Origin of the sequence: Dokdonella sp., from assembly GCF_019634845.1 — a bacterium.
GTDB lineage: Bacteria > Pseudomonadota > Gammaproteobacteria > Xanthomonadales > Rhodanobacteraceae > Dokdonella_A.
In genome coordinates, this window is record NZ_JAHCAQ010000006.1 from 144,219 (window position 1) to 169,543 (window position 25,325).

The window sequence follows — 25,325 nt, forward strand, 5'->3', positions numbered from 1 at the left end:
CGCACGGCGGGCAGGGCGGGAGTGGCGCAGGGCATGCAGGTGTGCTCCGGCCGCGGGCTCAGTACAGACTGCCGGTGTTGACCACGGGCTGGGTCGCCCGCTCGCCACACAGCACCACGAGCAGGTTGCTGACCATCGCTGCGCGACGCTCGTTGTCGAGATCGACCACGCCGCGCTTGCCGAGCTCGGCCAGTGCCATCTCGACCATGCTCACCGCGCCTTCGACGATGCGCTCGCGGGCGGCAACGATCGCGCTGGCCTGCTGACGCTGCAGCATGGCCTGGGCGATCTCCTGCGCATAGGCGAGGTGACTGATGCGTGCCTCGGTGACCTTCACGCCGGCCTTGCCGAGGCGCTGCTGGATCTCGTTGGCCAGATGGGTGTTGACCTGGTCGCCGTGGCTGCGCAGCGCCGGCTTGCCCGCTTCGTGTGCGTCGTAGGGGTAGCTCTGCGCCATCTGCCGCAGCGCCGATTCGGACTGGATCTGCACGAAGTTCTCGTAGCTGTCGACACAGAACACGGCTTCGGCGGTATCGACCACCTGCCAGACCACGATGGCCGCGATTTCGATCGGATTGCCGTCGGCATCGTTGACCTTGAGCTTGGACGACTCGAAGTTGCGCACGCGCAGGCTGATCGCCTGCTTGGCGTAGAACGGGTTAGTCCAGCGCAGGCCTTCCTCGCGCGCGCTGCCCGCGTAGCGACCGAACAGTTGCAGCACCTGGCCCTGGTTGGGTTGCACCTGGAACAGGCCCTTGGCGAGAAAACCGATGACGCCGACCAGCAGTGCCGGCACGAGGACACCGGCGGGACTCGGCGAGGCCGGCGCGGCGGTGACAATCGTGCGGATGATCCAGCCGATGCAGCCGATGCCGAGGGCGAGCAGGACGAGCAGGGTCGGGATGCCGGGCAGCGTGAAGGCATTGCGTTCGTTCATGGCTGGCGCTCCGTGGGGTCGAGTCAAGTAGATATCAAAACGATATCTACGTCAAGGAGCACTGCGCCGGGCGCGCGGGCGTCGCGCGCGGTCGAGTCCGCCATCGTGGCTGCCGGTCGCCATGGCCGATCATGGCGTCGATGCGGTGGCCGGTACGGTTTCGATGCTGCGCAGTTCGAGGTTGCCGAGTTGTTCGACGCCGGCATAGAAGCGCCACGGATCGCCGTCGCCGACGCCCAGGGCGAGGTGGCCGGCATCGAACTGGCCGAGTGCGGCGTCATAGCTGCGCCAGCGTCCGTCGACGAAGGCCTGGGCCCAGGCATGCGGCACGAACACGTGGTCGTGGCCGGCAAAGGTCGGCGCATAGGCCAACCCGGTCACCACGCGCGTGGCAATGCCGCTGGCGCGGCCGAGCGCGGCGACGAGTACGGCGTGTTCGGTGCAGTCACCTTCGGGCTTGCGCACGATCTCGAGCGCCGAGGCGTAGCCGACACCGAGCGACTTGTCCTTGATGTAGCCGCGCACGAACTGCTCGATGTTGTGCATCTGCTGCGCCGGCGCGCTCGCCTCGCCGGCGGCGCGGCGTGCCAGCGCGAGGACTTCGGGGGCATCGCTCTGCAGGTAGTTGTTGGGGGCGAAGTCGGCCGCCGTCGGCTGTTCGACCGGCGTGGCGCCCTGCGCCTGGGCGCGCACGATGACCACGCGCTGCGCGCCGCTGCCACTGCTGCGCTGTTCGTCGGTCGTCGTCGGCCCTTGCGTTGTGTGGCCGCGCAGCGTGAAGGTGTAGCGCAGCGTGCCGGCGAGTTCGCCGGGCGTCAGTGCGCGCGGTGCGCTCACGAGCGTGCGCGCGAAGATGTCGCTGCCCTGGTTGGGCGCCGTCGCGCAGGCGCGGTCGCACGACAGCAGCACCAGTTGCACGCCCAGCAGCGGCATCGTCAGCTTGTGGATCGTCTGCTGCGCATCGACCCAGCTTTGCGAGCGCATCGTGCCGAACGGCAACTGCATCGTCTGTTCGATGCGACTGAGCGGGCGCCGTCCGCCCGGCAGATCGACGCTCGTCACCGCGCCGACCTCGGTGATGACGCGCGCCGTGTCGAGGCTGGAGGGCTGGAACGCGAGAACCTCGTAGCGCGTGCCCGGCTCGAGACCGGCGCGCAGGCCGGCCAGACGCGCGCCTTCGGCAAGCACGGCGCCATCGGGCCAGGCCAGGCTGCGGGTCTGGCTGGCGCCGCCCGTGCGGGTCGTGACTTCGATGCGGCCGGCGGCGACGCGGCCGTCGACGCGCTGCTCCACGCCCGACAGCAGCGAGCGCGCGGCGAATGCGAGCGGCTTGCCGTCGCGCGTCTCGGTGGCGCTCTCGCTGCTGCGCAGGTCGATCGCAATGCCGGCGCGTTCGAGCGTGATCTGCAGGGTTTGCGTGGTCCGTACCTGGCCGTCGCGTTCGATGCGCTCGGTCTGGAAGCTGCCGATCTTGCGTCCGTCGAGCTGCACGCTGAACCACTGCTCCTGCGGTGGCGTTGCGTGCGCCAGCGGAACGAGCGCGAACAGCAGCAGGGCAAGGGCGAATGGGCGCATGGCGATGCCTGGGATGGTGATGGCAGGAGTCGGCATAGTGTGCCCGACCGGCGCGGCACGCTGCGTTACCATGATGCATTCGCGGCCTGAGGCAGCGCAGGTGCCGGTCGCCGGCTGCTGCTGCGGCGCGCCAGCCATGGAGTCATGCATGAGTGAGCCGGCCAATTATGCGGTGTTCCTGTTTCCGCAAGCGATCGAGGCGCTGGGCGAGGCGATCAAACCGTACCTGCGTGCCGGCAATGCGGGGCCGCACATCGTCTGCAGCGAGGTCGATGCCTCGGGACCGCTGTTCCAGATGACGCTGATCGGTGCCGGCCCGAACCAGGAACGGCTCGAACTGGAACTCATGCTGCCGGTGGCGATGGTCAGGCTCGTCATGTCGATGCACGGCGAACACGACATCGGCTTCATCGCGCGCGGCCAGGCTTGACGTCCTCGAGCGGTTTCCAGTCGCCGCCATCGAGGATCTCGAGCGGCCGGTAGCGCTTCTTGTAGTCCATCTTCGGGTGGCCGGCGATCCAGAAACCCAGGTACACGTAATCGAGTGCCTGTTGCCGTGCCAGTTCGATCTGGCTCAGGATCGCGCAGGTGCCGAGGCCGCGCTGCGCTTCGTCCGGATCGAAGAACGTGTACACCGCCGACAGCCCGCTGGCGCAGAAGTCGGTGACCGCGAGCGCGATCAGGCGCGTGCCCGCGCGCATCTCGAGGAAGCGCGTCGGACTCCAGGTGGTGTAGAGGAAGCGCGAGAAGTCCTCGGGGCGCGCATCGTCCATGCCGCCGCCGCGATGGCGCCCGCGCAGGTAGCGCTGGTACAGCGCGAAGTACTCCTCGGTGTAGCCGGCCGGTGCCAAGCGCAGTGACAGGTCGGCATTGCGCGCCAGGCAACGGCGCTGCGAACGGTCGGGGCGGAATTGCGCCACCGGGATGCGGCAGGCGACGCAGGCGCGGCATCCCGCGCACTGCGGGTGGTAGACGTGGCCGCCGGCGCGACGGAAGCCGCGCTGCACGGCCAGGTCATACAACTGCGGCAGCTTGGGCGCGCTTGGATCGATGACGAGGTTTTGCGCCGTGCGTTCGGCAAAGTAGCCGCACGGATGCGGCAGGGTTTGGAACAGGCGGACGACGTCCGAGCGCATGACGGTGATTCTAGGGACGCTGCGATCGATCCCGCAATGGCGTCATGGCGTGCACACGATCGGCCATGCCCGGTGGCTGTGGTCGGGTGCAGGCGGGCTGCCTCGATACGGCGCGCATGTCGCGCTGCGGAGCTTGCGGATGGCACGCCGGCGCGGCGCCGAGCGGGGCTTCGGCGGCGGCGCGCGAACCGACCGGCGCGCGTCAGGCGCCGAGCATGCGCAGCGCGATGAGCACGCAGATGCCGACGATCAGCGCCAGCACCACGAGCTTGACGCGCGAGGATGCGCGCCGGTGGCGGGTCGGATCGGCCACGCCGCGGGCGGCGGCCAGTTCATCGGCGAAGCGCGTCGCCGGCTCGATGCCGGCCTCGCGCAGCAGCTTGCGTGCCAGCGTCTGATCCGCCGCGCGCACCACCGACACGTTGGGCCAACTGTCGCGGTCGGCGCGTGCGGTGTACGAAAAGCGCTTCCAGTCGGCGCCCTGGTAGCCGCGACGGTTGCCGATCGAGGTCTCGATGCCGTGCTCGGCCATCAGCGCGACGACACGCTCGATGTTCTCCATGCGGGGCGAGGTGTAGATCTGGCGCATCGGTTCAGTCCTGGCCGCGCTCGGCGCGCACGCGCACGAGGCCTTCCTGCGTGGTCGAGGCGACGAGGCGCCCGTCCTCGCTGTAGATCGTGCCGCGGGCCAGGCCGCGCGCGCCCTGCGCGGTCGGGCTGTCGCAGGAATACAGCAGCCATTGGTCGACGCGGAACGGGCGGTGGAACCACATGGCATGGTCGAGGCTCGCCACCTGCACGTTGCTCTGCAGGAACGACACACCATGCGGCAGCATCGTGGTGCCGATCAGGTGGAAGTCCGACGAGTAGGCCAGCAGCGCGCGTTGCAGGGCCGGATTGTCGGGCGCGCGCTCGGCCAGCCGGAACCACACATGCTGGAACGGCGGTCGCTTGGGTGGGTTGAGTTCGTCGCGCGGGTAGACATGGCGGAACTCGAACGGTCCGTCGTTGCCGAACCAGCGTTGCAGCTTGGCTGGCAGCTTGTCGTAGACCTCGGCCGGCAGCGGCGCCGCGGGGTTGAGGTCGCCCGGCGCCGGCACGCTCGGCATCGGCAACTGGTGCTCGATGCCGTTCTCGGCGACCTGGAACGAGGCCGAGAAGTTGAAGATCGGCTGGCCGTGCTGGATCGCGGTCACGCGCCGCATCGAAAAACTGCCGCCGTCGCGGGTGCGCTCGACGCTGTAGATGATCGGGTGCTCGATGTCGCCGGCGCGCAGGAAATACGCATGCAGCGAATGTGCGGCGCGACTCGCGTCGACGGTCTGCTGCGCCGCCGACAGCGCCTGGCCGAGCACCTGGCCGCCGAACACGTAGCGCGTGCCGATGTCGCGACTCTGACCGCGGAACAGGTTGTCCTCGAGGCGTTCGAGCTGCAGCAGCGACAGCAGTTCCTGGACGGCGGAAGTCATCGGGCGCGAAAGTGGCGGTGGGGCCGGCCAGTATAGCGGCGCCGCGCGGCACGCCGCTCAGCGCGCAGTGGGCAGCAGGCGTTCGAGGCCGCTGCCGGCGAGCACTTCGGGCCAGGGAAACAGCGGCCCCGGATCCTGGCGTCGGCGCAGCATGATCGAAGGATCGTCCTGCGCCGGTTCGAGGCGCCGATCGAGATCCTCATGGCCGGCGATCCAGTGCAGGTTCGGCAGATCGTTGCGCAATTGGCCCAGCAGCGCGCGCAGCGCGTCGATCTGCGCCTTGGTGTAGGGCACCGTGAACGCCTGGTGACGGCTGTCGCCCCAGTGCGGATAGCGCCCGATGTTGCCCAGCTCGATGCCGATCGAACGCGGGTTGTAGCCGTAGGTGTGGTGCGCGACGCGCGTGTCGACGACGAAGCGCAGCACCTTGCCGTCGGTGTCGATGTAGTAGTGACCGCTGTTGCCGGTCTGCGATTGCTCGTTGCGGATGCGCTCGCCGAATTCGCGCGCCATCGCCATGTCGGGCAGCTCGGTGCAGTGGATCACGACCAGGTCGATCGCGCTCAGCGGACGCGCGGCGAGCCGGGATTCGTAGGGCAGGGGCCAGTAGTCGATGGCGAGGGCGGGCATGGTGGTCGGCGTTGGGAAGCGGAATCGGGACGATGGGTCGCGCGCGGCCTCGGTCGACGACGCGGGCAGGTTGCCGGGGATCGGCCTGCCGCGAACCCGGCTCCGGCGGCGCGCCGGAGCGGGCGAAGCAGGGTGCCGGGCCATGGCACGGTGGCGACTGCCGGCGCAGGATACCAGTGCAGCGCGCCGCGGCGTGGCCGCTCGCCGCCCAGGCCACGCCCGCAAGCACGACGCCTGCCGCTATGCTGTCGCACTTCGCGCTGCCCAATCCCCGTTCCCGGTCGAGCCCCTGCCATGAAAGGCACCATCATCCTGTCGCATGGCCTCGAAAGCGGGCCGCAGGCCACCAAGGTGGCTGCATTGGCGGCCGTGGCGAACCAGCTCGGCTGGGCCGAACTGCGCCCTGATTTCCGCGACATCGACGCGCGACGCGAGGTGCGCGACATCGATGCGCGCGTGGCACGCCTGCTCGATGCGCTGCCGGCCAGCGGGCGCGTGGTGCTGGCGGGTTCGAGCATGGGCGCGTTCATCTCAGGCCTGGCCTCGCTCGAGCGCGGCTGCGCGGGGTTGTTCCTGCTGGCCGCACCGATGGCGATCCCCGGCTACCGGCGCGCATTCGCCGCGGCCCGGGTGCCGCTCGGTTTCGTGCACGGCTGGCGCGACGAGGTGTGCCCGGTCGATGCCGTGATCCGCTGCGCGCGCGAGCACCAGGCCATCCTGCACCTGGTCGATGACGAACACCGCCTGGCTGCGCATGTGGGCGAGTGTGCGCAGTGGTTTGCCCAGTTCCTGCAGCGGTTGGGTTGAGATGGCACGCTATTTCGCCACCTGCCCGAAGGGCATGGAGTACCTGCTGCGCGACGAGCTGAGCGCGCTTGGCGCGGGCGACGCCCACGAGGCGCTGGCCGGCGTCGCCTTCAGCGGCGAGCTGGCTCTGGCCTACCGCGCCTGCCTGTGGTCGCGCCTGGCCAGCCGCGTGTTGCTGCTGTTGGCCGACTTCGAGGCCGCCGATGCCGAGGCGCTGTATGCGGGTGTGCGTGCGATCGATTGGGAACAGCATCTGGCGGTCGATGGCAGTTTCGCGGTCGACGCGGTCGGTGGCGGCGATGCGCTGCGCAATTCCCAGTTCGTCGCCCTGCGCAGCAAGGACGCGATCGTGGACCAGTTCCGCGAACGCCATGGCACGCGTCCCGACGTCGACACCGAACGGCCGGCGCTGCGCGTGAACGTGCGTCTGCACAAGGGACGTGCCGGCGTCGCGATCGACCTTGCCGGCACGCCGCTGCATCGGCGCGGTTGGCGCCAGGGCACCGGCGAGGCGCCACTCAAGGAAAACCTCGCCGCGGCGATCCTGCTGCGCGGCGGCTGGCCGGCGCTGGCCGCGACCGGCGCCGGCCTGGTCGATCCGATGTGTGGCTCGGCGACGTTGCTGATCGAGGGCGCCTGCATGGCTGCCGATGTCGCGCCGGGCCTGCAGCGTGACCATTTCGGTTTCCTCGGTTGGCGCGGACATGACGCGGCCAGCTGGCAGGCGCTGCGCGAGGAAGCCGAGCAACGTGCGCAGCACGGATTGCGCACGCTCGGTCGCGTGTTCCACGGTTACGACAGCGATCCGCTGGTGCTCAAGCAGGCGCGCCACAACGTGCAGGCGGCGGGCCTGGCCGGCTTCATCCAGCTCACGCGGCAATCGGTGGAGCGCCTGCAGCGTCCCGACGGCATGGCGACGGGGCTGGTGGTGTGCAATCCGCCCTATGGCGAACGTCTCGGCGAGCGCGAAGCACTGGCACCGCTGTACCGCAGCCTGGGCGAGCGCCTGCGTACGCAGTTCGTCGGTTGGCAGGCCGCCGTCATCGTCGCCGACGACGAGCTGGGTCATGTGCTGGGCCTGCGCGCGCACAAGCGCTACACCCTCTACAACGGCGCCATCGAGTGTCGCCTGCTCAACTTCGATCTCGCGCAGACGGCACCGGCCGAACGCGAGACACGGCCGTTGTCGGCCGGCGCGCAGGCATTGGCCAATCGTCTGGCCAAGACCTCACGCCACCAGCGCAAACAGCTCGCCCGTGAAGGCATCACCTGCTGGCGTGCCTACGATGCCGATCTGCCCGACTATGCGGCGGCGATCGACGTCTTCACGGTGATCGGCCGCGATGACGCGCCGGCGCCGGTCGCGCCGGGATCGGCCCCGTTTCCGCAGACCTGGCTGCATGTGCAGGAATACGCGCCGCCGCGCGAAATCCCCGAGGACACCGCCCGCACGCGCCTGCGCGAGCTCGTGCGCGTGGCCGGTGAGACATTTGCAGTGCCGCGCGAACGCATCGCGCTCAAGACACGCTACAAGGCCAAGGGCGGCTCCAAGTACGGACGGCTGGCCCAGCGCGGTCAGTTCCTGCTGGTGGAAGAGGGCGGCCTGCGCTTTCGCGTCAACCTGTTCGATTACCTCGATACCGGCCTGTTCCTCGATCATCGGCCGATGCGTGCGCAAGTCCGCGCGCGCGCGCGCGGGCAGCGCTTCCTCAACCTGTTCTGCTATACGGGCGCGGTCAGCGTGTGCGCCGCGGCGGGTGGCGCCGCGACAACCACCAGCGTGGACCTGTCGGCGACCTATCTGGAATGGGCCACCCGCAACTTCACGCTCAACGCGATCGGCGGCCCGCACCACCAGCTCGTGCAGGCCGACGCGCTGGCCTGGCTGCGCCATGCACGCGGGCAATACGACCTCATCTACGTCGATCCACCGAGTTTTTCCAACTCCAAGCGCGCCGACGATTTCGACGTGCAGCGCGGCCATGCCGAGCTGCTGCTGCTGTGTGGCCAGCGGCTGGCTCCCGGCGGGGTGATCCTGTTCTCGAACAATCTGCGCCGGTTCCGCCTCGACGAGTCGCTGCAGCAGGTGTTCGAGGTGCGCACGACCACGGCGGCGACCATCCCGTTCGACTTCGCCCGCGACGGGCACGTGCACCATAGTTACGAATTGCGACAGCGTGCGGTCGAGCTTGCGAAAACTTAACGGGTCGCCGCACGATTTCAGTGCCGATTCAGCGCCGCGATCCCACGATGGCTGCGTCGTTACGGGAGGCATTGCAGACATGCGCAAACGGCTTGGCAACTGGGTACTGGGTGCGCTGCTCGCGGTGGGCGTTGCGTTTGCCCCGGCGGCATTCGCGCGCGGTCACGTCAGCGTCGGCGTCGGCATCAACCTGCCGGGCCTGAGCATCGGCTTCTCCGACTGCCGCCACTGCGGCCGCGGCTACGGCTGGGCCGGCAACTACGGTTACGGCGGCTATTACGCTGGCGGCTACTACGGTGGCGGCTACTACGGTGGCGGCTACGGCGGCTACTACATGCCGGCCTACTACTACACGAGTTATCCGGTCGCGTATGGTCCAGCCTGGTATGGGGCGGGCTACTACGACGATTACGGGCCGTCGTACTACCGTGTGCGGGCGCCGCGTGTCGTGCAGCGCACCTACTATGGCGACCACTACCGCGGCGACTACGGCCATCGCGGCCGCTACTACGATCGCGACGGTTACTACCGCCGCTGATCCGACCGGTCCAGCGCTGGCTGCCCCCCTCCCCCCTTCATGCAGCCAGCGTCCTCGCCCCGCGGCGATTTCCCCTGATCGCCGCGGGGTTTTTCTTGTCGCCCGGTCATCCCGGACATTGTGCAGGCCGGTTTTCGACCGGCGTACCGCGCCGCCGCCGCGCTATGATGCGCGCTCGGCGGTCCCCAGGAAGTGCATGAACGAAGATGGCAGCGGCGGCGATATCGGCTTGCGGCAGTCGATACCCGCGACCTGGACGTTTTTCCGGCAATGGGTGCGACACCCGTTGTCGACCGCCTCGGTGGCACCGTCGGGCCGCCAGTTGACGCGCGCGATGATGCGGCAGTTGCCGAGCGATGCCCATTGCGTGGTCGAGCTTGGTGCCGGTACCGGCGTGTTCACGCGCGCGCTGCTCGAGCATGGCATCGCGCCACGCGACCTGCTCGTGGTCGAACTCAATGCGGAGTTGCATGCGCTGCTGCACCGGCGTTTCCCACAGGTTGCGATCGTCAATGGCGATGCACGCGACCTGCGCGCGATCGTCGCGCGCGCCCACTGCGAGCAGCCGGTCGATGCAGTGGTCAGTGGCCTGGGGCTGCTCGCAATGCCGCGCGGGGTGCAGAAGCAGATCCTCGATGCCGTATTCGCGGTGCTCGGGCCGGGCCGCAGCCTGATCCAGTTCAGCTATGCACCGGCGGTGCCGGTCGCCAACGGCCTGCTCGATGACCTCGGGCTGCGCGCCGAACGCGTGGCGTTCGCGCCGTTCAATCTGCCGCCCGCCTTCGTGTTCAAGTTCTCGCGCCGCCAGGGCTGAGCGCGGCCCGCCGCGACGGTTCGGGTCGCCGCGGTACAATCACCTGTCTGGCAATCGAGGATCGATCGTGTCCGAGTGGTTCACTTCCGACGCACACAAGCAATGGCTGGCCTTCCTGCAGCAATCGGGCGGGCCGTGGGCGCAGTTCCTGCGCGGCGGGGCCCCGTCCACGGGTGCCTTCGAGCAATGGACGGCGTTGTTCGACGGCGCAGGCGGCATGCCGCGTGAGGCGATCGAGCGCTTCGTGCAGGGTGCGCGTGACTATGTCACGTTCCTGCAGTCGAGTCTGGGCAAGGCCGGTACGAGCGTGGAGGGCATGGCCGGTTGGGTCGAGCCGCTCAAGCGCATGTTTGCAGGGCCGGCTGCCGGTGGCGCCTTCGAGCATCCATTCGCCCGCCTGTGGCCGGGGCAGATGGCTGCGGTCAATCCGTTCGCGGCCGGTGTGCAGCTGCCCAGCCTCGATTTCACCGACCTCAAGTCATGGCTGGCGCTGCCGGCCTTCGGTCCGGCCCGCGAGCATCAGGAGACGCAGCAGAAAGCCGCGCTGGCCTGGTTCGAGTACCAGGAGCAGATGGCGCGTCACAACGAGCTCATGCTCAAGGCGGCGCAACGTGGGTTCGAGCTGTTCGAGGGCAAGCTCGCCGAGCGCGAGCAGCCGGGTCGGCAGATCGATTCGCTGCGGGCGCTGTACGACCTGTGGGTGGATGCCGCCGAGGAAGGCTACGCCGAAATCGCGCTGTCGCAGCAGTACCGCGAAGTCTACGGCGCGCTGGTCAACGCGCAGATGCGCGTACGCTCGCACGCGCAGCGCGAGGTCGAGCGCCTGAGCAGCGACCTGGGCATGCCCACGCGCAGCGAGATCGACAGCATCGGCGAGCGCCTGCAGGCGCTGCGCCGCGAAGTGCGCGCGCTGCGTGGCGGCGACGCGCTGGTCGACGAAGTCGCGCAGTTGCGCGACGAACTGGCGGCCGCGCAGCGCGCCGCCGCCGCACCGGCGGCCCGGGCGGCGGCGCCAGCGCCTGCGCAGCGCGTCGCCGCACGGCGTCCGGCACGCAAGCCGGCCACCACTGCGAACAAGGCCGGCACCGCACGCAAGAGTGCGCCGCGCACGGCAGCGGCGACCGCCAGCGGCGGTTTCGCCACCCGCATCGCGCAGTTCGCCGATGCCTCGCTGGGCGGCAAGCGCAAGGCGCGCAAGGCCACCACCACCGTCGCCGGCGCCAAGCGCAGCGGCAAGCGTCCGGGCAAGAGGTAAATCGCCATGCAACCGATCCGCATCGAACCTGCCAAGGCAATGGACGAGGTGCTCACCACCCAGCGCAAGCTGGCCGCCGCGCTCGACACGCTGCGCTCGATGGATGACGTCGATTTCGGCGTCACCGCCAAGGAAGAGATCTACCGTGAGGACAAGGTCGTCGTGTACCGCTTCAAGGGCGAGCGCGCGCCGACCGCCAAGGTGCCGATCCTCATCGTCTATGCGCTGGTCAACCGTCCCTACATGGTCGACCTGCAGGACGACCGTTCGCTGGTCAAGAACCTGCTCGCCAAGGGCGAGGACGTGTACCTGATCGACTGGGGCTATCCCGACGCCGCCGACCGCTGGCTCACGCTCGACGATTACATCAATGGCTACATCAAGCGCGCCGTCGACGCGGTGGCGCGCCATCGCCGCCTGCGCAAGATCAACCTGCTCGGCATCTGCCAGGGCGGCGCCTTCTCGCTGTGTTTTGCCGCGCTGCATCCCGCGCGCGTGCAGAATCTCATCACGATGGTGACGCCGGTCGACTTCCAGACGCCCGACAACATGCTGTCGAATTGGGTGCAGAAGCTCGACATCGACCTGTTCGTGGACACGCTCGGCAACGTCCCGGCCGACCTCATGAACCTGTGTTACCTCATGCTCAAGCCCGTGCGGCTCAACCAGCAGAAGTACATCGGTCTCGTCGACATCCTCGACAACAAGGTCGAGATGGAGAACTTCCTGCGCATGGAAAAGTGGATCTTCGATTCGCCCGACCAGGCCGGCGAGGCGTTCCGCCAGTTCCTCAAGGACTTCTACCAGGGCAACAAGCTCGTCAAGGGCGGGCTGCGCATCGGCGGGCAGGAAGTGCATCTGGGCAACATCACGATGCCGGTGCTCAATGTGTTCGCCGAGCAGGATCATCTGGTACCGCCGGCGGCCTCGCGCGTGCTCGGCGAGCACGTCGGCACCAAGGACTACACCCAGCTCGCATTCCGCGGCGGCCACATCGGCATCTACGTCTCGGGTCGTGCCCAGCGCGAGGTGCCGCCGGCGATCCACGACTGGCTTGCCGCGCGCTGCTGAGCACGCGGCGCCGCGATGACCGCTCGTCACGCACCCGCCGCGCCGGCCGAGTGGCCGGCCGGCACGGTGTTCACGCTCGGCCATTCGACGCTGCCGATCGAGGAATTCATCGCGGTGCTGCGCGGCTACGGCGTGCAGTGCCTGGCCGACATCCGCACGGTGCCGCGCTCGCGCCACAACCCGCAGTTCAACGCCGATGCGCTGGCCGAAAGCCTGCCCGCCGCCGGCATCGAGTACCTGCCGCTGCCCGCACTGGGCGGCTTGCGCCATGCGCGCAAGGACTCGCCTAACGGTGGTTGGCGCAACGCGAGCTTTCGCGGCTATGCCGACTACATGCAGACGCCGGCGTTCGCCGCGGAAGTCGATGCACTCGTCGAACGCAGCCGCGTGCAGCGCATCGCGCTCATGTGCGCCGAGGCGGTGCCGTGGCGCTGCCATCGCTCGCTGGTGGCCGACGCGCTGCTGGTGCGCGGCGTGCCGGTGCAGGAGATCTTCTCGGCCAGTTCGTGCCGCCCGCACAAGCTCACGCCGTTCGCGCAGGTCGATGGCACGCGCGTGAGCTATCCGCCGGACGTGGACGCGACCGCGGCGCCGTAGCGGTGCGCAACGGCCGCGGCGTGCATGGCGCCGGGCGCGCAGCCGGTGGGCGTGTCCGCGGCGCGTGAACACCGCCAGCGGTGCGTTGCGCGCACTCCGCAGCTGCCGCCCGCGACTGCAAGGCCGGCCGCCGCTCAGCTGCGCAGCAGCGTGAGCGCCGCTCCCTTGTGCAACGCGACGTGGTCGGTCTTGTCGCTCGCGATCTCGTACTGCGGTTCGGCCGCGCTTGCGTGGTGGATGTAGCCCTTGTACGGCGTGTCGCTGGTATGGATCTTGACGATGCGGCCGCTCACGCGGCCGGCTTCCGAATTCCAGGCGACATGGTCGCCGACGCGGAACTGCCGGGTCATCGTGCTGCTCCCTCGCCGCACCGGTCGCGGAAACTGCCGCGAAAGCCGCGCCGCGGCATGCTGCGGCTCTCAGCCTTCGATTATCGCGAGCTTTCGATGAATGACGTCCTGTTGCAGTTTCACGGCCTCGTGATCACGCCGTGGAAGCTGATCGGCCTGGTCGGCACCTGCCTGTTCACCGCGCGCTGGTTCGTGCAGATGTATGCGACGCGCAAGCTCAGGCGCGTCGTGATGCCGATGACGTTCTGGTATCTGTCGGTAGTCGGCAGCGTGATGACGCTGAGCTACTTCGTCTGGGGCAAGAACGACGCGGTCGGCATCATCCAGAACGCATTTCCGATGTTCGTCGCGTTCTACAACGTCTACGTGCACCTGCGCCACCGGGCCGCGACCGGGCAGTGAGCACTTCGCGGCGCGCCCGTGCGGGGCGGCGGCTGGGCCGCGTCACGGGCGCGTGCGGTCGCCGAGTCAGTCCGGGTCGTAGTCGAGATTGGCCGACAGCCAGCGTTCGGCCTCGGCCACGCTCCAGCGCTTGCGCCGCGCGTAGTCCTCGACCTGATCGCGGGTGAGGCGGCCGGCGACGAAGTACTGGCTGCGCGGGTGCGAGAAATACCAGCCCGACACGGCGGCGGCCGGATACATCGAAAAACCCTCGGTGAGTTCGATGCCGGCGTTGGCCGTCGCATCGAGCAGGCGGAACAAGGTCGCCTTCTCGGTATGGTCGGGGCAGGCCGGGTAGCCCGGCGCGGGACGGATGCCGCGGTACTGCTCGGCGATCAGCGCCTCGTTGTCGAGGCCCTCGTCGGGCGCATAGCCCCAGTAGCGGGTACGTACTTCGCGGTGCATGTATTCGGCGAGCGCCTCGGCCAGGCGATCGGCCAGCGCCTTGAGGATGATCGCCGAGTAGTCGTCGTTGTCGGCGTGGAAGCGGTCGAGGTGCTCCTCGATGCCGAGGCCCGCGGTGACCGCGAAGCCGCCGATCCAGTCGGCGACGCCGCTGTCCTTGGGCGCGATGAAGTCGGCCAGGCACAGGTTGGGGCGCTCGACCGGCTTCTCGGCCTGCTGGCGCAGGTGGTGCAGCATCACGTGCTCGTCGCCGTTGCGCAGTTCGATGTCGTCGCCGACGCGCGCGGCCGGCCAGAAGCCGATCACGGCGCGCGCGCGCAGCCACTTTTCCTCGATGACCTGCGCGAGGATCTTCTGCGCGTCGGCGAACAGCTCGCTGGCCTGCGCGCCGACCACCGGGTCGGTGAGGATCGCCGGATAGTGGCCGTGCAATTCCCAGGCCTGGAAGAACGGTGTCCAGTCGACCACCGGCAGCAGCTCGGTGAGTGGGATGTCGTCGAACACGGTGATGCCGGGCTGGCGCGGCGCCGGTGGCACGTAGTCGGCCAGGTCCAGCACCAGGCCGTTGGCACGCGCCTGCTGCAGCGTGACCAGCCGCTTGTTGCCGCCACGGTTCTTGTAGCGCTCGCGCACCTCGGCGTATTCGCTGCGCACCTTGCCGAGAAAATCGTCGACGAGTTCCTTGCTGACCAGCGACTGCGCCACGCCGACCGCGCGCGAGGCATCCTTGACCCAGACGCAGGCCGTTTCGTAGTGCGGCTCGATCTTGAGCGCGGTGTGCGCGCGTGAGGTGGTGGCGCCGCCGATCAGCAGCGGAATCTTGAAATTCTGCCGCGCCATCTCCTTGGCGACGTGGGTCATCTCCTCGAGCGAGGGCGTGATGAGCCCCGACACGCCGATCATGTCGGCCTTCTCGGCAATTGCGGTGTCGAGGATCTTCTGCGTGGGAACCATCACGCCGAGGTCGACGACCTCGAAGTTGTTGCAGGCCAGCACCACGCCGACGATGTTCTTGCCGATGTCGTGCACGTCGCCCTTGACCGTGGCCATGACGATCTTGCCGTTGGGCTTGCCGACTTCGCCGGTGCGCTTCTTCTCTTCCTCCATGAACGGCAGCAGCCAGGCCACCGCCTTCTTCATCACGCGCGCCGACTTGACCACCTGCGGCAGGAACATCTTGCCGGCGCCGAACAGGTCGCCGACCACGTTCATGCCGTCCATGAGCGGCCCTTCGATCACGTCGAGCGTGCGGGTGCAGGTCTTGCGCACTTCCTCGGTGTCCTCGGTTACGTACTGGTCGATGCCGTGCACGAGCGCGTATTCGAGCCGCTTGGCCACCGGCAGTTCGCGCCAGGCCAGCGTGGTCGCAGTGTCCTTGTCGCCCTTGCCCTTCTTGTGGCGGTCGGCGATCTCCATCAGGCGCTCGGTAGCGTCGCTGCGGCGGTTGAGCACGACGTCCTCGACGCGCTCGCGCAGCTCGGGGTCGAGGTCGTCGTAGATCGGCATCGCGCCGGCATTGACGATGCCCATGTCCATGCCGGCCTTGATCGCGTGGTACAGGAACACCGAGTGGATTGCCTCGCGCACCACGTTGTTGCCGCGGAACGAGAACGACACGTTCGACACGCCGCCCGAGATGTGCGACAGCGGGAAGCGGCGCTTGAGCTCACGCGCGGCTTCGATGAAGTTGACCGCATTGTCGGCGTGTTCCTCGATGCCGGTGGCGATCGGAAAGATGTTGGAGTCGAAGAAGATGTCTTCGGGCGGAAAGCCGATCCGTTCGGTGAGCAGGCGATACGAACGCTCGCAGATCTCGAGTCGGCGCGCGACGCTGTCGGCCTGGCCCTGCTCGTCGAAGGCCATCACCACCGTTGCAGCGCCGTAGCGCAGGATCTTGCGCGCCTGGTCGAGGAACGGGCCTTCGCCTTCCTTGAGCGAGATCGAGTTGACCACGCCCTTGCCCTGCAGGCATTGCAGGCCGGCCTCGATCACCTCCCACTTGGAGGAGTCGACCATGACCGGAATGCGCGCGATATCGGGCTCGGCAGCGATCAGGCGCAGGAACTTGACCATCGCCGCCTGCGCATCGAGCAGGCCCTCGTCCATGTTGACGTCGAGGATTTGCGCGCCGTTCTCGACCTGTTGCCGCGCCACTTCCACCGCCTCGGCGTAACGGTCTTCCTTGATGAGTTTCTTGAACTGGGCCGAGCCGGTGACGTTGGTGCGCTCGCCGACGTTGACGAACAGGATCTGCGGCGTGATGACGAGCGGCTCGAGGCCGGACAGGCGCGTGTAGCGGGGCGTGGAAGTCATGGTCGTTGGCGTGATGACGGGGGGTGCGCGCGGCGCGCGGCGGCGATCAGGCGGCCTGGTCGCACGGCACCGGCAGCGCGCGCGGCGGCAGCGCGGCGACAGCGGTGGCGATGGCCTTGATGTGGGCCGGCGTGGTGCCACAGCAGCCGCCGATGAAATTGACGAGGCCGGCGCGCGCGAACTCGCCCAGCGACGTCGCCATCTGCTCGGGCGTCTCGTCGTATTCGGCGAACGCATTGGGCAGGCCGGCGTTCGGATGCGCGCTGACGTGGCACTCGGCAATGTTGGCCAGCATGTCCACGTACTGGCGCAGTTCGGTCGGGCCGAGCGCGCAGTTGAGACCGACCGCGAGGGGGCGCGCGTGGCGCACCGAGGCGTAAAAGGCCTCGGTGGTCTGCCCCGACAGGGTGCGACCCGACAGATCGGTGATCGTGGCCGAGATCATGACCGGCAGGCGGTCGCCACGCGCGTCGAATTCTTCCTCGATCGCGAACAGCGCGGCCTTGGCATTGAGCGTGTCGAAAATGGTTTCGACCATGAGGATGTCGGCGCCACCGTCGATGAGGCCGCCGGCCGCTTCGCGGTAGGCAACGCGCAGTTCGTCGAAGCTCGTGTTGCGGAAACCCGGGTCGTTGACGTCGGGGCTGATCGAGGCCGTGCGGCTGGTCGGCCCGAGCACGCCGATCACGAAGCGCGGCTGGCCTGGCGTGCCGGCTTCGGCAGCGTCGCAGCGCTCGCGCGCGAGGCGCGCGCCGGCGGTGTTGAGTTCGCGTGCCAGCGCTTCGAGCCGGTAGTCGGCCTGGCTGATCGTGGTGGAGTTGAAGGTGTTGGTTTCGATGAGGTCGGCGCCGGCCGCGAGGTAGGCGTCGTGGATCGCGCCGATCACGTCGGGGCGCGTCAGCGTGAGCAGGTCGTTGTTGCCCTTGAGGTCGCTGTCGTGGCCGGCGAAGCGCGCGCCGCGGTAGTCGGCCTCTTCGAGCCGGTAGCCCTGCACCATCGTGCCCATGGCGCCGTCGATGACGAGGATGCGCCGCGCGAGCGCGGCGAGGAGCGCGTCGACGCGCGCTGGATTGCGGTAGGGCAGGGTCATGGTTTGCGGGCCAGCAGGCTCAGGACTTCGAAGTGGGGCGCGCGGCGTTCGCGCGTGAGGCGCTCGCAGGCGAGCACGGTCAGGCCGGCCTTGCGCGCGTGGCCGCGCAAGTCCTCGACGCTGAAGCCGAGGTTGCGGTGTTCGAACGGCTCCACCACCGCGCGATGGGCATGCTTGCCGAGCGTGGCGGCGAGCAGGCGGCCGCCGGGCCGCAGCACGCGCGCGGCTTCGGTCAGTACCCGCGCAGGCCGATCGCTGTAGGTGAGCGCATGCATGAGCAGCACGAGGTCGAAGCTCGCGTCGGCCAGCGCCAGCGCATGCATGTCGCCACTGCGCACCTGCACGTTGGCGTAGCCCTTGAGGCGCTGGCGCGCGGCCTCGACCACGCGCTCGCTGGTGTCGACGCAGATGATCGAACGCGCGCGCGGCGCAAGCAGCTCGGCCAGCACGCCATCGCCTGAGGCGATGTCGAGCACGTCGCCGGTCTCGACCAGTTGGGTCATGCCGCGGGCGAGCGCTTCCCAGGTACGGCCCGGCGAGTAATGGCGCTCCATGTCGCCGGCAACCGTGTCGGCCCAGCCCTGGGCACGCGCACGCTTGGCCAGCAGCGCCGGCAGGCGGCGTTCGTCGTCACGCAGGATCGCATCGTCGACGTTGTCGCGCAGCGCACGCAGCAGGGCCGATTCCTTGGGGTCGAGCTCGCCGTTGTAGCGGTAGTACGAGGACACGCCGGCGCGACGGTCGCGCACGAGCTCGGCCTCCTTGAGCTTGGCCAGGTGCGTCGACACGCGCGGCTGGGCCAGGCGCAGGATTGCCGACAGCTCGGCCACGGTCAGTTCCTCGCGCTCGAGCAAGGCCAGCAGACGCACCCGCGTCGGGTCGGAGAGCAGGCGCAGCAAGGCAGAGGTCGCGGCCAGGTCCACCAAATATCCTTTCATCTTGATACAAAGATTCGTGCAAGCCTAGCGCCGCTCCGGCGCGCGCGTCAACGTGGAACGGGCCGGTCCGGCGCCGCTATGCTGCACGTCATGCGGGAGCCGTGCGCCGTCATTGCGAGTGGAGCCTTGCTGCTGGCGGCGGTCTGCTGCGCCGCCGGCAGCGTGCCTGCGCGTCCGCTCGAGGACGACGCGCTCGGCAAGTACTGGACGGCCGATGCCCAACAGGTGCCTTATCGCGCGGTGCAAACGCCGGGGCGCCGCGACGGCGAGTTGCTGCCGCTCATCGTGTTCCTCGCCGGTGACGGGCAGGACGGCACCGACAATCAGGCGCAGCTCGATGGCCGCGGCAATGGGTCGTTCGAACTCGTCGATGCGGCGCTCGCCGGCGACATTCCTCTGGTCTACGCCGCGCCGCAGACCACCGGCGGCTATTGGCCGCCGCGCCGCGTGCTTGCGGTGATCGTCGATGCGATGAGGCATTGGCCGATCGACGCGCGCCGCATCTACCTCACCGGGCTGTCCGATGGCGCGACCGGCGTGTGGGACGCGCTCAAGACCTGGCCCGCCTGTTTTGCCGCCGGCGTGCCGATGTCGGGCATGACCGAGTTGGCCGGGCTGGCGCCGATCCGCGACGTGCCGCAGTGGATATTCCACGGCGGCAAGGACAACGATACCGACATCGAGACCGGCTACGGCGGGGCGATGGTCGGCTCGCGCGCGGTGGTGCGCGCGCTGCGCGCGATGGGTGCCACGCCGCGCTACACCGAATACCCCGACGGCGACCACGTGATCTGGCCGCGCGCCTACGGCGAGCGCGCGCTGCTGCCGTGGCTGCTCGACCAGCGCCTGCCCGGGCGGCCGTGCGATTTCGCTGCCTTGCAGGAGCACTGAACCGGTTGCCGCAGGCTCAGTGCGGCGCCGCCGGTTCGGCCACCGGCGGGAAGTGCCGCCGCAGGATGCGTTTGAGTCCGGCGCCGCTGAGCTCGCCCAGGTGCGAGTCGACGAGGCGCCCCTGCGCGTCGAAGAACAGCGTGCTCGGCAGGGCGCGTGCGCCGAGCGCGCGCATCGCCTGCATCTGTGGATCGAGCAGCACGTGCTCGATCGCCAGCTGCTCGTGTTCAAGGTAGCCGCGCACGGTGGCCGCGTCCTCGCCCTCGTTCACGAACAGGAACGCAACCTGCGGATGGTTCGGCGCGGCCTGTGCCAGCGCCGGCATCTCGCGCCGGCACGGCGGGCACCAGGTTGCCCACAGGTTGAGCACGACGGGTCGGCCGCGCTGCTGCGTCGGCGTGACGGGCTGTCCGTCGAGCGTGTGCAGCGCCAGTTCGGGCAGCGCGGGCGGCGCCGGCGCAAGCAGGTCGAACCCGCCCTGCGCGGCGAGCCAGGCGCCGCTGCCGAGCGCGATCGCGAGCAGGGCCGGTCGCCGCAGTGGCTGCTGCCGGCGCGTGCGCCACAGCACGAAGGCGCACGCCGCGGCAATGCCGAGCCATGCGCAGTAGCCGCCGTCGGCAAGGGCCAGCAGTGCACGCGGCGCGGCGAGGTAGTCGGGCCACCAGCGCAGCACGAAGCCCAGGCGCGCCGCCACGAGCCCGAACAGCAGCGCATCGAACACGTGGCCGGCCGTCTGCTGGCGTTGCTGCCGCGATGCATCGCGCGGCAGGTGGTACGGCAGGCGCCAGGCGATCACGACGCCGATCAGGACGGCGACGGTGGCGGTGGAGAAGGGGCCGAACGACGACATCGGAACATCCTGCAGGAGGTGGCGGCGCTGCCCGGTCGAGCGTGGCATGCGGCCAACGCGGCAGCGGGCCATGCGCGGGAGCCGCTAGAATGGGCGTCTGCCCATTGTCATGCATTGGACCCCACGATGGATTTCAATCCGACCGAAGACCAGCTTTCGATCCAGGCCATCGCGCGCGACTTCGCCCACAAGCGCATCGCGCCCAGCGCCGCCGCGCTCGATGCCAGCGGCGAGTTTCCGCTCGACAACATCCGCGAAATGGGGCAGCTCGGCCTCATGGGTATCGAGGTGCCGCACGAATACGGTGGCGCCGGCATGGACACGATCGCCTACGCGCTGGCGATGATCGAGATCGCGGCCGCCGATTGCGCGCATTCGACGATCATGTCGGTCAACAATTCGCTGTACTGCAATGGCATCCTCAAGTACGGCAGCGAGGAGCAGAGGCAAAAGTACGTGCGGGCGATCGCCACCGGCGAGGCGATCGGCGCCTACGCGCTGACCGAACCGCAATCGGGCTCGGATGCCTCGGCCATGCACACGCGCGCGACGCGCAACGGCAACGGCGACTGGGTCATCAGCGGCAAGAAGAGCTGGATCACCTCGGGACCGGTCGCGCGCTACATCATCCTGTTCGCGATCACCACGCCCGGCGTCGGCGCCAAGGGCGTATCGGCCTTCCTCATCGACACCACGCGCGCGGGTTTCCACGCCGGCAAGAGCGAGCCCAAGCTCGGCATCCGCGCCTCGGCAACCTGCGAGATCGAGTTCAACGACTACGTGTGCCCGGCCAGCGACATGCTCGGGCCGGAAGGCAAGGGCTTCGCGATCGCGATGGGCGTGCTCGACGCCGGCCGCATCGGCATTGCCTCGCAGGCGGTGGGGCTGGCGCGGGCGGCCTACGAGGCGAGCCTGGGCTGGGTGCGTGAGCGCAAGGCGTTCGGTCATCCGATCGGTTCGTTCCAGATGATCCAGGCCAAGATCGCCGACATGAAATGCCGCCTCGACGCGGCGACCCTGCTGGTGCTGCGCGCCGCGTTCGCCAAGATGGAGGCCGAGCGCAACGGTGGCCGCTTCAGCACCGAGGCTTCGGTGGCCAAGCTGTTTGCGTCGGAAACGGCAATGTTCGTGACCCACCAGGCGGTGCAGATCCATGGCGGCATGGGCTATTCGAAGGAACTGCCGCTGGAGCGCTATTTCCGCGACGCCAAGATCACCGAGATCTACGAGGGCACCAGCGAGATCCAGCGTCTGGTCATCGCGCGCAACGAGACCGGCGTGCGCTGACGCAGGGCGGCGGCGACGGCTGGCGTGACTCCGCTGTCGCCGCGGGTCCGGTGCGTGGTGGCGCGATCGGCCGCGTGCGCGCCAGTCAGTTCGCGTCGAAGCCGTTGGCGAAGAGGACGTCGCTGCTGCTGAATTCGACCACATAACCGGTGCTGCCGCCGCTGACGTCGAGGCGCCAGCCGCGGTGGTAGGTTTCGTCATCGCCGCTGCGCGTGGTCCAGTCCAGCGCGCTCAACGTGGCGCCGGGCGGTGCCAGCACGCGGATCGTGAGCGGCCCGGCCTGCGCGGTGCGCCCGCTGATCACGGGCTGCAGCGGCGTGTTGACCTGGAAGGTCGCCGTGCTGCCACTGCCGAGCGTGAAGCTGTCGCTGACGGTGAGCTTGCGGGCGGCAAAGTCGATCGTGCGCTGCCACCCACCCACGGCCGCGTCGCCGGCGTAGGCTGGCGTGAGGTCGGCCACCGCGTGCACCGCGCCACCCGCGCCGGGCGTGACGCTCATCGTCGAAGTGGTGCCGTCGCGTTGCGGCACGATGTGGCCGTTGCGCTCGAAGCGCAGCACGTTGTGGGTGTCGGTGCCCTGCTGGATGCCGCTGTGGGTCCAGATGTTCTCGGTGACCGCGAGCCAGGTGCCTTCGTAGAGCGTGAACGAGCCCTGGTCCTGGTGGGCATGGCTCTGCAGGTAGGGGCCGGCCGAGAAGTTGAGCCAGATCGCCGCCGTGTCCCAGCCACTGCGCGCGAACAGCTGCCCGGTGCCGGCGGCATGGTAGACGAGGGCGGTCGGTGCCACGGTGTCGGTGCCGGCCGGCAGCAGGTTGTGGCGGTAGTTGAAGCCGCTTTCCATGTCCTGGTCGGAGATGCGGTGCAGCCACCACGCGGCATCGGCGCGGGCAGCGGCATCGAGGGTCTGTTGGCGCGCCTCCAGCACGAGGTGGCGGTGGTAGTCGTAGATGACGGGCTCGGACACGCGCGCCTGATCGCCGATCGGCGCGACCTTGTCGCGGGTCGGTACGGTGGCGTGGATCCACCAGCGGATGCTGTCGGTCAGGTGCGCGTTGGCATTGGCCAGGTCGGTGCCGGTCGAATCACGCCACAGGCGATACAAGCCGAACAGGCTGCGATGCGACAGGCCGTAGCCGCTGCCTTCCTGGCTGCCGCCGCCGGCAATGGCGGCCACGTAGTCGCGCAGCGCCGGCAGCTTGTCGGTCGTCAGCAGATTGAGCCAGGTCGTGTCGTTGCTGGCCAGGCCCCAGTACATCGTCGCGGTGACGAAGCTGTAGTAGTAGTTGTTGGCCGGATCGGTGGTCGCCCAGCCCGACCACGGGAACGCCACGCCGCCCCAGCTCGCCTGCGCGTGGTGCCACACGTTCCACACCGCCTGCTGCGCATAGGCAGCCCAGCGCGTGCGCTGCGTGCCGGTGGTGTAGGCCGCGCACCAGTCGTAGGTGAGGGCGAGATCGCCGATCATCGGGCCGACGTGGAGGTAGGAATCGCCGGCGACTTCGGGGCGTTGCTGGTTGGCGATGGCCTGTTCGGCGGCAACGACCTGGGCTTCGACCGTGGCGACGGCCAGCTGCGCATAGCGCGCATCGTTGCTGAGGCGATACATCCAGGCCGCATCGGTGGCCGTGAATCCGTAGCCGGGATTGCCGGCCAGCGCCGCGTCGACGAAGCCCTTGAAGCGTTGGTACTGCGGCGAGGCCGTGTCGACCCAGGACAGGTCGAGCACGATCGTGGCGCGACACGGCAGCGCCAGCAGCGCCAGCGCGATGCCCAGCAGCCAACGCCTGTGGATCGGTTGCATGCGTGGATTCCTCGTTGCCTGGAGCCGGTGCGGGCTGCGCGCGTGACTGCCGGCGCCGCGCTGCGCACATGCTAGCCCACGTCGGTGCGACCCGAACGCGACCTGTGCCGCACTGTGCGGGCCGCGGTCATGGGCGCGGCCAGCGCAGCTCGGCGCAGGTGCCAATACCGTCGGCGCCGGCGCCGAGGCTGAAACGGCCACCCAGTGCGCGCATGCGCAGCTCGACATTGCGCAGGCCGCGCCCGCCGCCGGCGGCGGGTGCCACGCCACGGCCATCGTCGTTCACCGCCAGCACGATCTGGCTGCCTTCGAGCTGTGCCGCCACCTGCAGTGTTCGTGCGCCGGCATGTTGTATCGCGTTGCTGAGCAGTTCCTCGATGCAGCGGAACAGTTCGGTGAGGCGCCGGCTGCTGCCGACCTTCACTTCGGCGACGGCATCGATTTGCCATTGGCTGCGCATGCCTGCGGCAGCCAGCGGTGCCTCCATGCGCCGACGCAAAGTCGACAGCGCAGTGCCGAGCGACTGGCAGGAGCCGTCGATCGCATCGATCATCAGACGCAGGTCGAGCAGCGCGCGCTGGATGTCGGTGGCAAGTTGCGAATGCGGAGTGTGCTGCCGGATCTGCGTCAGCACTGCGAGCAGGCGGGCGCCGAAGCCGTCATTGATGACATCGAGCATGTACTGCCGCTCGTCGTGTGCGAGCTCGCCCGACACCATGTCCCACACCCGGCCGCTGGCCGCCGGGCTGTTGAGCAGGCTGTCGTCGATGCGGTGTCCGAGCCTGCGTGCCGCCTGGCCGAGCAGACGCGTGCCGGCGCTGGCGCGACGCGCCAGAAGCACACCGAGCACGATGACGAGCACGGTGGTGCCGAGCGGGTAGATGCCGATGGTGCTGCGCAGCGGGAACACGAACTTGCTGGTGGTCTCGAGCACCGCGCAGGCGATCGCGAAACCGAGTGCCCAGCGCAGGCTGGTGCGTTCGGCCAGTGGGGCATGGCGTGCGCGCACGCTGAGCTCGATGATGAGGCCGCCAGCCAGCAGTGCCACTGCGATCCAGTAGCCCAGTTCCCAGTTGGGCGCGCTGACGAGTCCGGCCAGCGTCATCGCTGTGCGCACGACGATTGCACCGAGCAGCAGCAACGTGCTCCAACGGTGTGCCAACACCGCCCAGAACTGGCACAGCAGCCGATACATCGCGAACACGAACAGCAACACGCTCAGATCCGACAGCGCCCGCCAGCGGGTGGCATCGAGCGGCATCACGGGGCTCAGCACATACAACATGCGACATGCCGCCAGCACGACGCACACGATGTACCAACGCCATATCGGCAGGTTGCGCTGCAGCGACGCCAGCGTCGTGGCGATGAGGCCGAGAATCACGAGCAGGGCGAGGCAGGTGGCCGTGATCCCGGTCTGGCGCCACCAGTTGGCGAGCCAGACCCCGTGCAGGGCTGTGCGCTCACCGACGCAGACCTGGCCCAGCCGGGTGTCACCGAGCGTGCGCGCGACCGGCAGGCGCAGCAGCAACGTGTTGCGACCCTCGCGCAGCGCGTCGTTGGCCAACGGGTGCAGGTGTGGGCCGCGGCTGCGGTGCTCGTGGCGTGAAAAGTCGACTTCAGGAGTCAGATCACGGCCATTGAGCACGAGGCTGTAGATTGGTGCGGCGTGACTGATGTAGACGGCCAGACCGCTGCTCGCAGCCGGCACCTCGAACACATGTTCCAGGCTCAGGGTGCGCGCGCTCGTCGCATCGGCCACGCGCAGCGGCAGGCGTGGTGTGGTTCCGCTTGCCAGGTCGGTCATGTGCTGGACGCACAGCACGGCCGGCGGCACGCTGTTGCGGTAGAGCAAGGCGACGCCGAGCATCGCCGCCAGCAGGACGATTCTGCTCCACCACGGACGGAAGGCGAATGCGGCGGGCAT

General features: G+C 68.8%; 24 protein-coding genes. 11 read left to right on the top strand and 13 right to left on the bottom strand.

The genetic code is table 11. From position 1 onward, the window contains the following. Positions 1 to 58 precede the first annotated feature (58 nt). Both KF903_RS06250 and KF903_RS06255 read right to left on the bottom strand, forming a co-directional pair. A complete protein-coding gene (locus KF903_RS06250) occupies positions 59 to 937 on the bottom strand; it encodes an SPFH domain-containing protein (protein WP_291212508.1) in 879 nt (292 codons plus the stop codon). Between the two features lie 129 nt (positions 938 to 1,066). Next, positions 1,067 to 2,512, bottom strand: coding sequence for a transglutaminase-like domain-containing protein (locus tag KF903_RS06255; RefSeq protein ID WP_291212511.1), 1,446 nt, complete (start codon positions 2,510 to 2,512; stop codon positions 1,067 to 1,069). A 148-nt stretch (positions 2,513 to 2,660) separates the two neighbouring features. On the opposite strand from KF903_RS06255, the gene KF903_RS06260 reads away from it, so the two are divergent. Beyond that, positions 2,661 to 2,942, top strand: coding sequence for a hypothetical protein (locus KF903_RS06260; protein WP_291212513.1), 282 nt, complete (start codon positions 2,661 to 2,663; stop codon positions 2,940 to 2,942). Here KF903_RS06260 and KF903_RS06265 read toward each other — a convergent pair. The 4 genes from KF903_RS06265 to KF903_RS06280 all read right to left on the bottom strand — a co-directional run bounded on the left by KF903_RS06265 (position 2,920) and on the right by KF903_RS06280 (position 5,747). Continuing rightward, on the bottom strand, positions 2,920 to 3,648 hold the full coding sequence (locus tag KF903_RS06265) for an arginyltransferase (RefSeq protein WP_291212516.1): 729 nt from the start codon (positions 3,646 to 3,648) through the stop codon (positions 2,920 to 2,922). The genes KF903_RS06260 and KF903_RS06265 overlap by 23 nt on opposite strands. 202 nt (positions 3,649 to 3,850) lie before the next feature. After that, positions 3,851 to 4,237 (bottom strand): hypothetical protein, encoded by a 387-nt coding sequence (locus KF903_RS06270; protein WP_291212518.1) that lies wholly within the window; start codon positions 4,235 to 4,237, stop codon positions 3,851 to 3,853. A 4-nt stretch (positions 4,238 to 4,241) separates the two neighbouring features. Further along, the gene (gene tesB, locus KF903_RS06275) at positions 4,242 to 5,117 is read right to left on the bottom strand and encodes an acyl-CoA thioesterase II (RefSeq protein WP_291212521.1); all 876 of its coding nucleotides are present in this window, start codon (positions 5,115 to 5,117) and stop codon (positions 4,242 to 4,244) included. 57 nt (positions 5,118 to 5,174) lie between these two features. Next, positions 5,175 to 5,747, bottom strand: a complete 573-nt coding sequence (locus KF903_RS06280; RefSeq protein ID WP_291212524.1) for an N-acetylmuramoyl-L-alanine amidase — start codon at positions 5,745 to 5,747, stop codon at positions 5,175 to 5,177. 294 nt (positions 5,748 to 6,041) lie between these two features. On the opposite strand from KF903_RS06280, the gene KF903_RS06285 reads away from it, so the two are divergent. The 7 genes from KF903_RS06285 to KF903_RS06315 all read left to right on the top strand — a co-directional run bounded on the left by KF903_RS06285 (position 6,042) and on the right by KF903_RS06315 (position 13,032). Continuing rightward, positions 6,042 to 6,554, top strand: coding sequence for an alpha/beta family hydrolase (locus KF903_RS06285; RefSeq protein ID WP_291212526.1), 513 nt, complete (start codon positions 6,042 to 6,044; stop codon positions 6,552 to 6,554). A 1-nt stretch (position 6,555) separates the two neighbouring features. Next, positions 6,556 to 8,757: a bifunctional 23S rRNA (guanine(2069)-N(7))-methyltransferase RlmK/23S rRNA (guanine(2445)-N(2))-methyltransferase RlmL gene (rlmKL, locus tag KF903_RS06290; protein WP_291212528.1), complete on the top strand. Its 2,202-nt coding sequence runs from the start codon at positions 6,556 to 6,558 to the stop codon at positions 8,755 to 8,757. 79 nt (positions 8,758 to 8,836) lie between these two features. Beyond that, the gene (locus KF903_RS06295; RefSeq protein WP_291212530.1) at positions 8,837 to 9,295 is read left to right on the top strand and encodes a hypothetical protein; all 459 of its coding nucleotides are present in this window, start codon (positions 8,837 to 8,839) and stop codon (positions 9,293 to 9,295) included. Between the two features lie 196 nt (positions 9,296 to 9,491). Further along, entirely contained in the window at positions 9,492 to 10,109 is a 618-nt protein-coding gene (locus tag KF903_RS06300; RefSeq protein ID WP_291212533.1) for a methyltransferase domain-containing protein, read from the top strand. A 67-nt stretch (positions 10,110 to 10,176) separates the two neighbouring features. Continuing rightward, entirely contained in the window at positions 10,177 to 11,364 is a 1,188-nt protein-coding gene (gene phaE, locus KF903_RS06305) for a class III poly(R)-hydroxyalkanoic acid synthase subunit PhaE (protein WP_291212535.1), read from the top strand. A gap of 6 nt (positions 11,365 to 11,370) precedes the next feature. Continuing rightward, complete coding sequence (locus tag KF903_RS06310) at positions 11,371 to 12,435, top strand: class III poly(R)-hydroxyalkanoic acid synthase subunit PhaC (RefSeq protein ID WP_291212537.1); 1,065 nt, start codon at positions 11,371 to 11,373, stop codon at positions 12,433 to 12,435. Positions 12,436 to 12,450: 15 nt separating this feature from the next. Beyond that, on the top strand, positions 12,451 to 13,032 hold the full coding sequence (locus KF903_RS06315) for a DUF488 domain-containing protein (protein WP_291212540.1): 582 nt from the start codon (positions 12,451 to 12,453) through the stop codon (positions 13,030 to 13,032). 134 nt (positions 13,033 to 13,166) lie between these two features. On the opposite strand, the gene KF903_RS06320 is transcribed toward KF903_RS06315, so the two are convergent. After that, positions 13,167 to 13,382, bottom strand: a complete 216-nt coding sequence (locus tag KF903_RS06320; RefSeq protein WP_291212543.1) for a DUF2945 domain-containing protein — start codon at positions 13,380 to 13,382, stop codon at positions 13,167 to 13,169. A 96-nt stretch (positions 13,383 to 13,478) separates the two neighbouring features. Between KF903_RS06320 and KF903_RS06325 the strand changes: the two genes are divergently transcribed. After that, entirely contained in the window at positions 13,479 to 13,784 is a 306-nt protein-coding gene (locus KF903_RS06325; protein ID WP_291212546.1) for a lipid-A-disaccharide synthase N-terminal domain-containing protein, read from the top strand. A gap of 66 nt (positions 13,785 to 13,850) precedes the next feature. On the opposite strand, the gene metH is transcribed toward KF903_RS06325, so the two are convergent. From metH to KF903_RS06340, 3 genes are read right to left on the bottom strand one after another with little or no spacing between them, the layout of a single operon-like run. Next, on the bottom strand, positions 13,851 to 16,682 hold the full coding sequence (gene metH, locus KF903_RS06330; protein WP_291212549.1) for a methionine synthase: 2,832 nt from the start codon (positions 16,680 to 16,682) through the stop codon (positions 13,851 to 13,853). Beyond that, the gene (locus KF903_RS06335) at positions 16,588 to 17,631 is read right to left on the bottom strand and encodes a homocysteine S-methyltransferase family protein (RefSeq protein ID WP_291212551.1); all 1,044 of its coding nucleotides are present in this window, start codon (positions 17,629 to 17,631) and stop codon (positions 16,588 to 16,590) included. Before KF903_RS06335 ends, metH begins: the two co-directional genes overlap by 95 nt. Continuing rightward, positions 17,628 to 18,569, bottom strand: a complete 942-nt coding sequence (locus KF903_RS06340) for a metalloregulator ArsR/SmtB family transcription factor (protein WP_291212554.1) — start codon at positions 18,567 to 18,569, stop codon at positions 17,628 to 17,630. Before KF903_RS06340 ends, KF903_RS06335 begins: the two co-directional genes overlap by 4 nt. 90 nt (positions 18,570 to 18,659) lie before the next feature. Between KF903_RS06340 and KF903_RS06345 the strand changes: the two genes are divergently transcribed. Beyond that, positions 18,660 to 19,460, top strand: a complete 801-nt coding sequence (locus KF903_RS06345) for a hypothetical protein (protein ID WP_291212557.1) — start codon at positions 18,660 to 18,662, stop codon at positions 19,458 to 19,460. Positions 19,461 to 19,476: 16 nt separating this feature from the next. Here KF903_RS06345 and KF903_RS06350 read toward each other — a convergent pair whose 3' ends face one another. Continuing rightward, on the bottom strand, positions 19,477 to 20,310 hold the full coding sequence (locus tag KF903_RS06350) for a TlpA disulfide reductase family protein (RefSeq protein WP_291212560.1): 834 nt from the start codon (positions 20,308 to 20,310) through the stop codon (positions 19,477 to 19,479). A gap of 126 nt (positions 20,311 to 20,436) precedes the next feature. On the opposite strand from KF903_RS06350, the gene KF903_RS06355 reads away from it, so the two are divergent. Next, the gene (locus KF903_RS06355; RefSeq protein ID WP_291212563.1) at positions 20,437 to 21,597 is read left to right on the top strand and encodes an acyl-CoA dehydrogenase family protein; all 1,161 of its coding nucleotides are present in this window, start codon (positions 20,437 to 20,439) and stop codon (positions 21,595 to 21,597) included. An 85-nt stretch (positions 21,598 to 21,682) separates the two neighbouring features. Here the strand turns inward: KF903_RS06355 and KF903_RS06360 are convergent, their stop codons facing one another. Beyond that, the gene (locus tag KF903_RS06360; protein ID WP_291212566.1) at positions 21,683 to 23,398 is read right to left on the bottom strand and encodes a heparinase II/III family protein; all 1,716 of its coding nucleotides are present in this window, start codon (positions 23,396 to 23,398) and stop codon (positions 21,683 to 21,685) included. A 127-nt stretch (positions 23,399 to 23,525) separates the two neighbouring features. After that, entirely contained in the window at positions 23,526 to 25,325 is a 1,800-nt protein-coding gene (locus tag KF903_RS06365) for an ATP-binding protein (protein ID WP_291212569.1), read from the bottom strand.

Coding starts and splice junctions, on each gene's coding strand:
- KF903_RS06250 (WP_291212508.1), bottom strand. CDS start 937: ATGAACGAACGCAATGCCTTCACGCTGCCCGGCATCCCGACCCTGCTC.
- KF903_RS06255 (WP_291212511.1), bottom strand. CDS start 2,512: ATGCGCCCATTCGCCCTTGCCCTGCTGCTGTTCGCGCTCGTTCCGCTG.
- KF903_RS06260 (WP_291212513.1), top strand. CDS start 2,661: ATGAGTGAGCCGGCCAATTATGCGGTGTTCCTGTTTCCGCAAGCGATC.
- KF903_RS06265 (WP_291212516.1), bottom strand. CDS start 3,648: ATGCGCTCGGACGTCGTCCGCCTGTTCCAAACCCTGCCGCATCCGTGC.
- KF903_RS06270 (WP_291212518.1), bottom strand. CDS start 4,237: ATGCGCCAGATCTACACCTCGCCCCGCATGGAGAACATCGAGCGTGTC.
- tesB (WP_291212521.1), bottom strand. CDS start 5,117: ATGACTTCCGCCGTCCAGGAACTGCTGTCGCTGCTGCAGCTCGAACGC.
- KF903_RS06280 (WP_291212524.1), bottom strand. CDS start 5,747: ATGCCCGCCCTCGCCATCGACTACTGGCCCCTGCCCTACGAATCCCGG.
- KF903_RS06285 (WP_291212526.1), top strand. CDS start 6,042: ATGAAAGGCACCATCATCCTGTCGCATGGCCTCGAAAGCGGGCCGCAG.
- rlmKL (WP_291212528.1), top strand. CDS start 6,556: ATGGCACGCTATTTCGCCACCTGCCCGAAGGGCATGGAGTACCTGCTG.
- KF903_RS06295 (WP_291212530.1), top strand. CDS start 8,837: ATGCGCAAACGGCTTGGCAACTGGGTACTGGGTGCGCTGCTCGCGGTG.
- KF903_RS06300 (WP_291212533.1), top strand. CDS start 9,492: ATGAACGAAGATGGCAGCGGCGGCGATATCGGCTTGCGGCAGTCGATA.
- KF903_RS06310 (WP_291212537.1), top strand. CDS start 11,371: ATGCAACCGATCCGCATCGAACCTGCCAAGGCAATGGACGAGGTGCTC.
- KF903_RS06315 (WP_291212540.1), top strand. CDS start 12,451: ATGACCGCTCGTCACGCACCCGCCGCGCCGGCCGAGTGGCCGGCCGGC.
- KF903_RS06320 (WP_291212543.1), bottom strand. CDS start 13,382: ATGACCCGGCAGTTCCGCGTCGGCGACCATGTCGCCTGGAATTCGGAA.
- KF903_RS06325 (WP_291212546.1), top strand. CDS start 13,479: ATGAATGACGTCCTGTTGCAGTTTCACGGCCTCGTGATCACGCCGTGG.
- KF903_RS06335 (WP_291212551.1), bottom strand. CDS start 17,631: ATGACCCTGCCCTACCGCAATCCAGCGCGCGTCGACGCGCTCCTCGCC.
- KF903_RS06340 (WP_291212554.1), bottom strand. CDS start 18,569: ATGAAAGGATATTTGGTGGACCTGGCCGCGACCTCTGCCTTGCTGCGC.
- KF903_RS06345 (WP_291212557.1), top strand. CDS start 18,660: ATGCGGGAGCCGTGCGCCGTCATTGCGAGTGGAGCCTTGCTGCTGGCG.
- KF903_RS06350 (WP_291212560.1), bottom strand. CDS start 20,310: ATGTCGTCGTTCGGCCCCTTCTCCACCGCCACCGTCGCCGTCCTGATC.
- KF903_RS06355 (WP_291212563.1), top strand. CDS start 20,437: ATGGATTTCAATCCGACCGAAGACCAGCTTTCGATCCAGGCCATCGCG.
- KF903_RS06360 (WP_291212566.1), bottom strand. CDS start 23,398: ATGCAACCGATCCACAGGCGTTGGCTGCTGGGCATCGCGCTGGCGCTG.
- KF903_RS06365 (WP_291212569.1), bottom strand. CDS start 25,325: ATGCCCGCCGCATTCGCCTTCCGTCCGTGGTGGAGCAGAATCGTCCTG.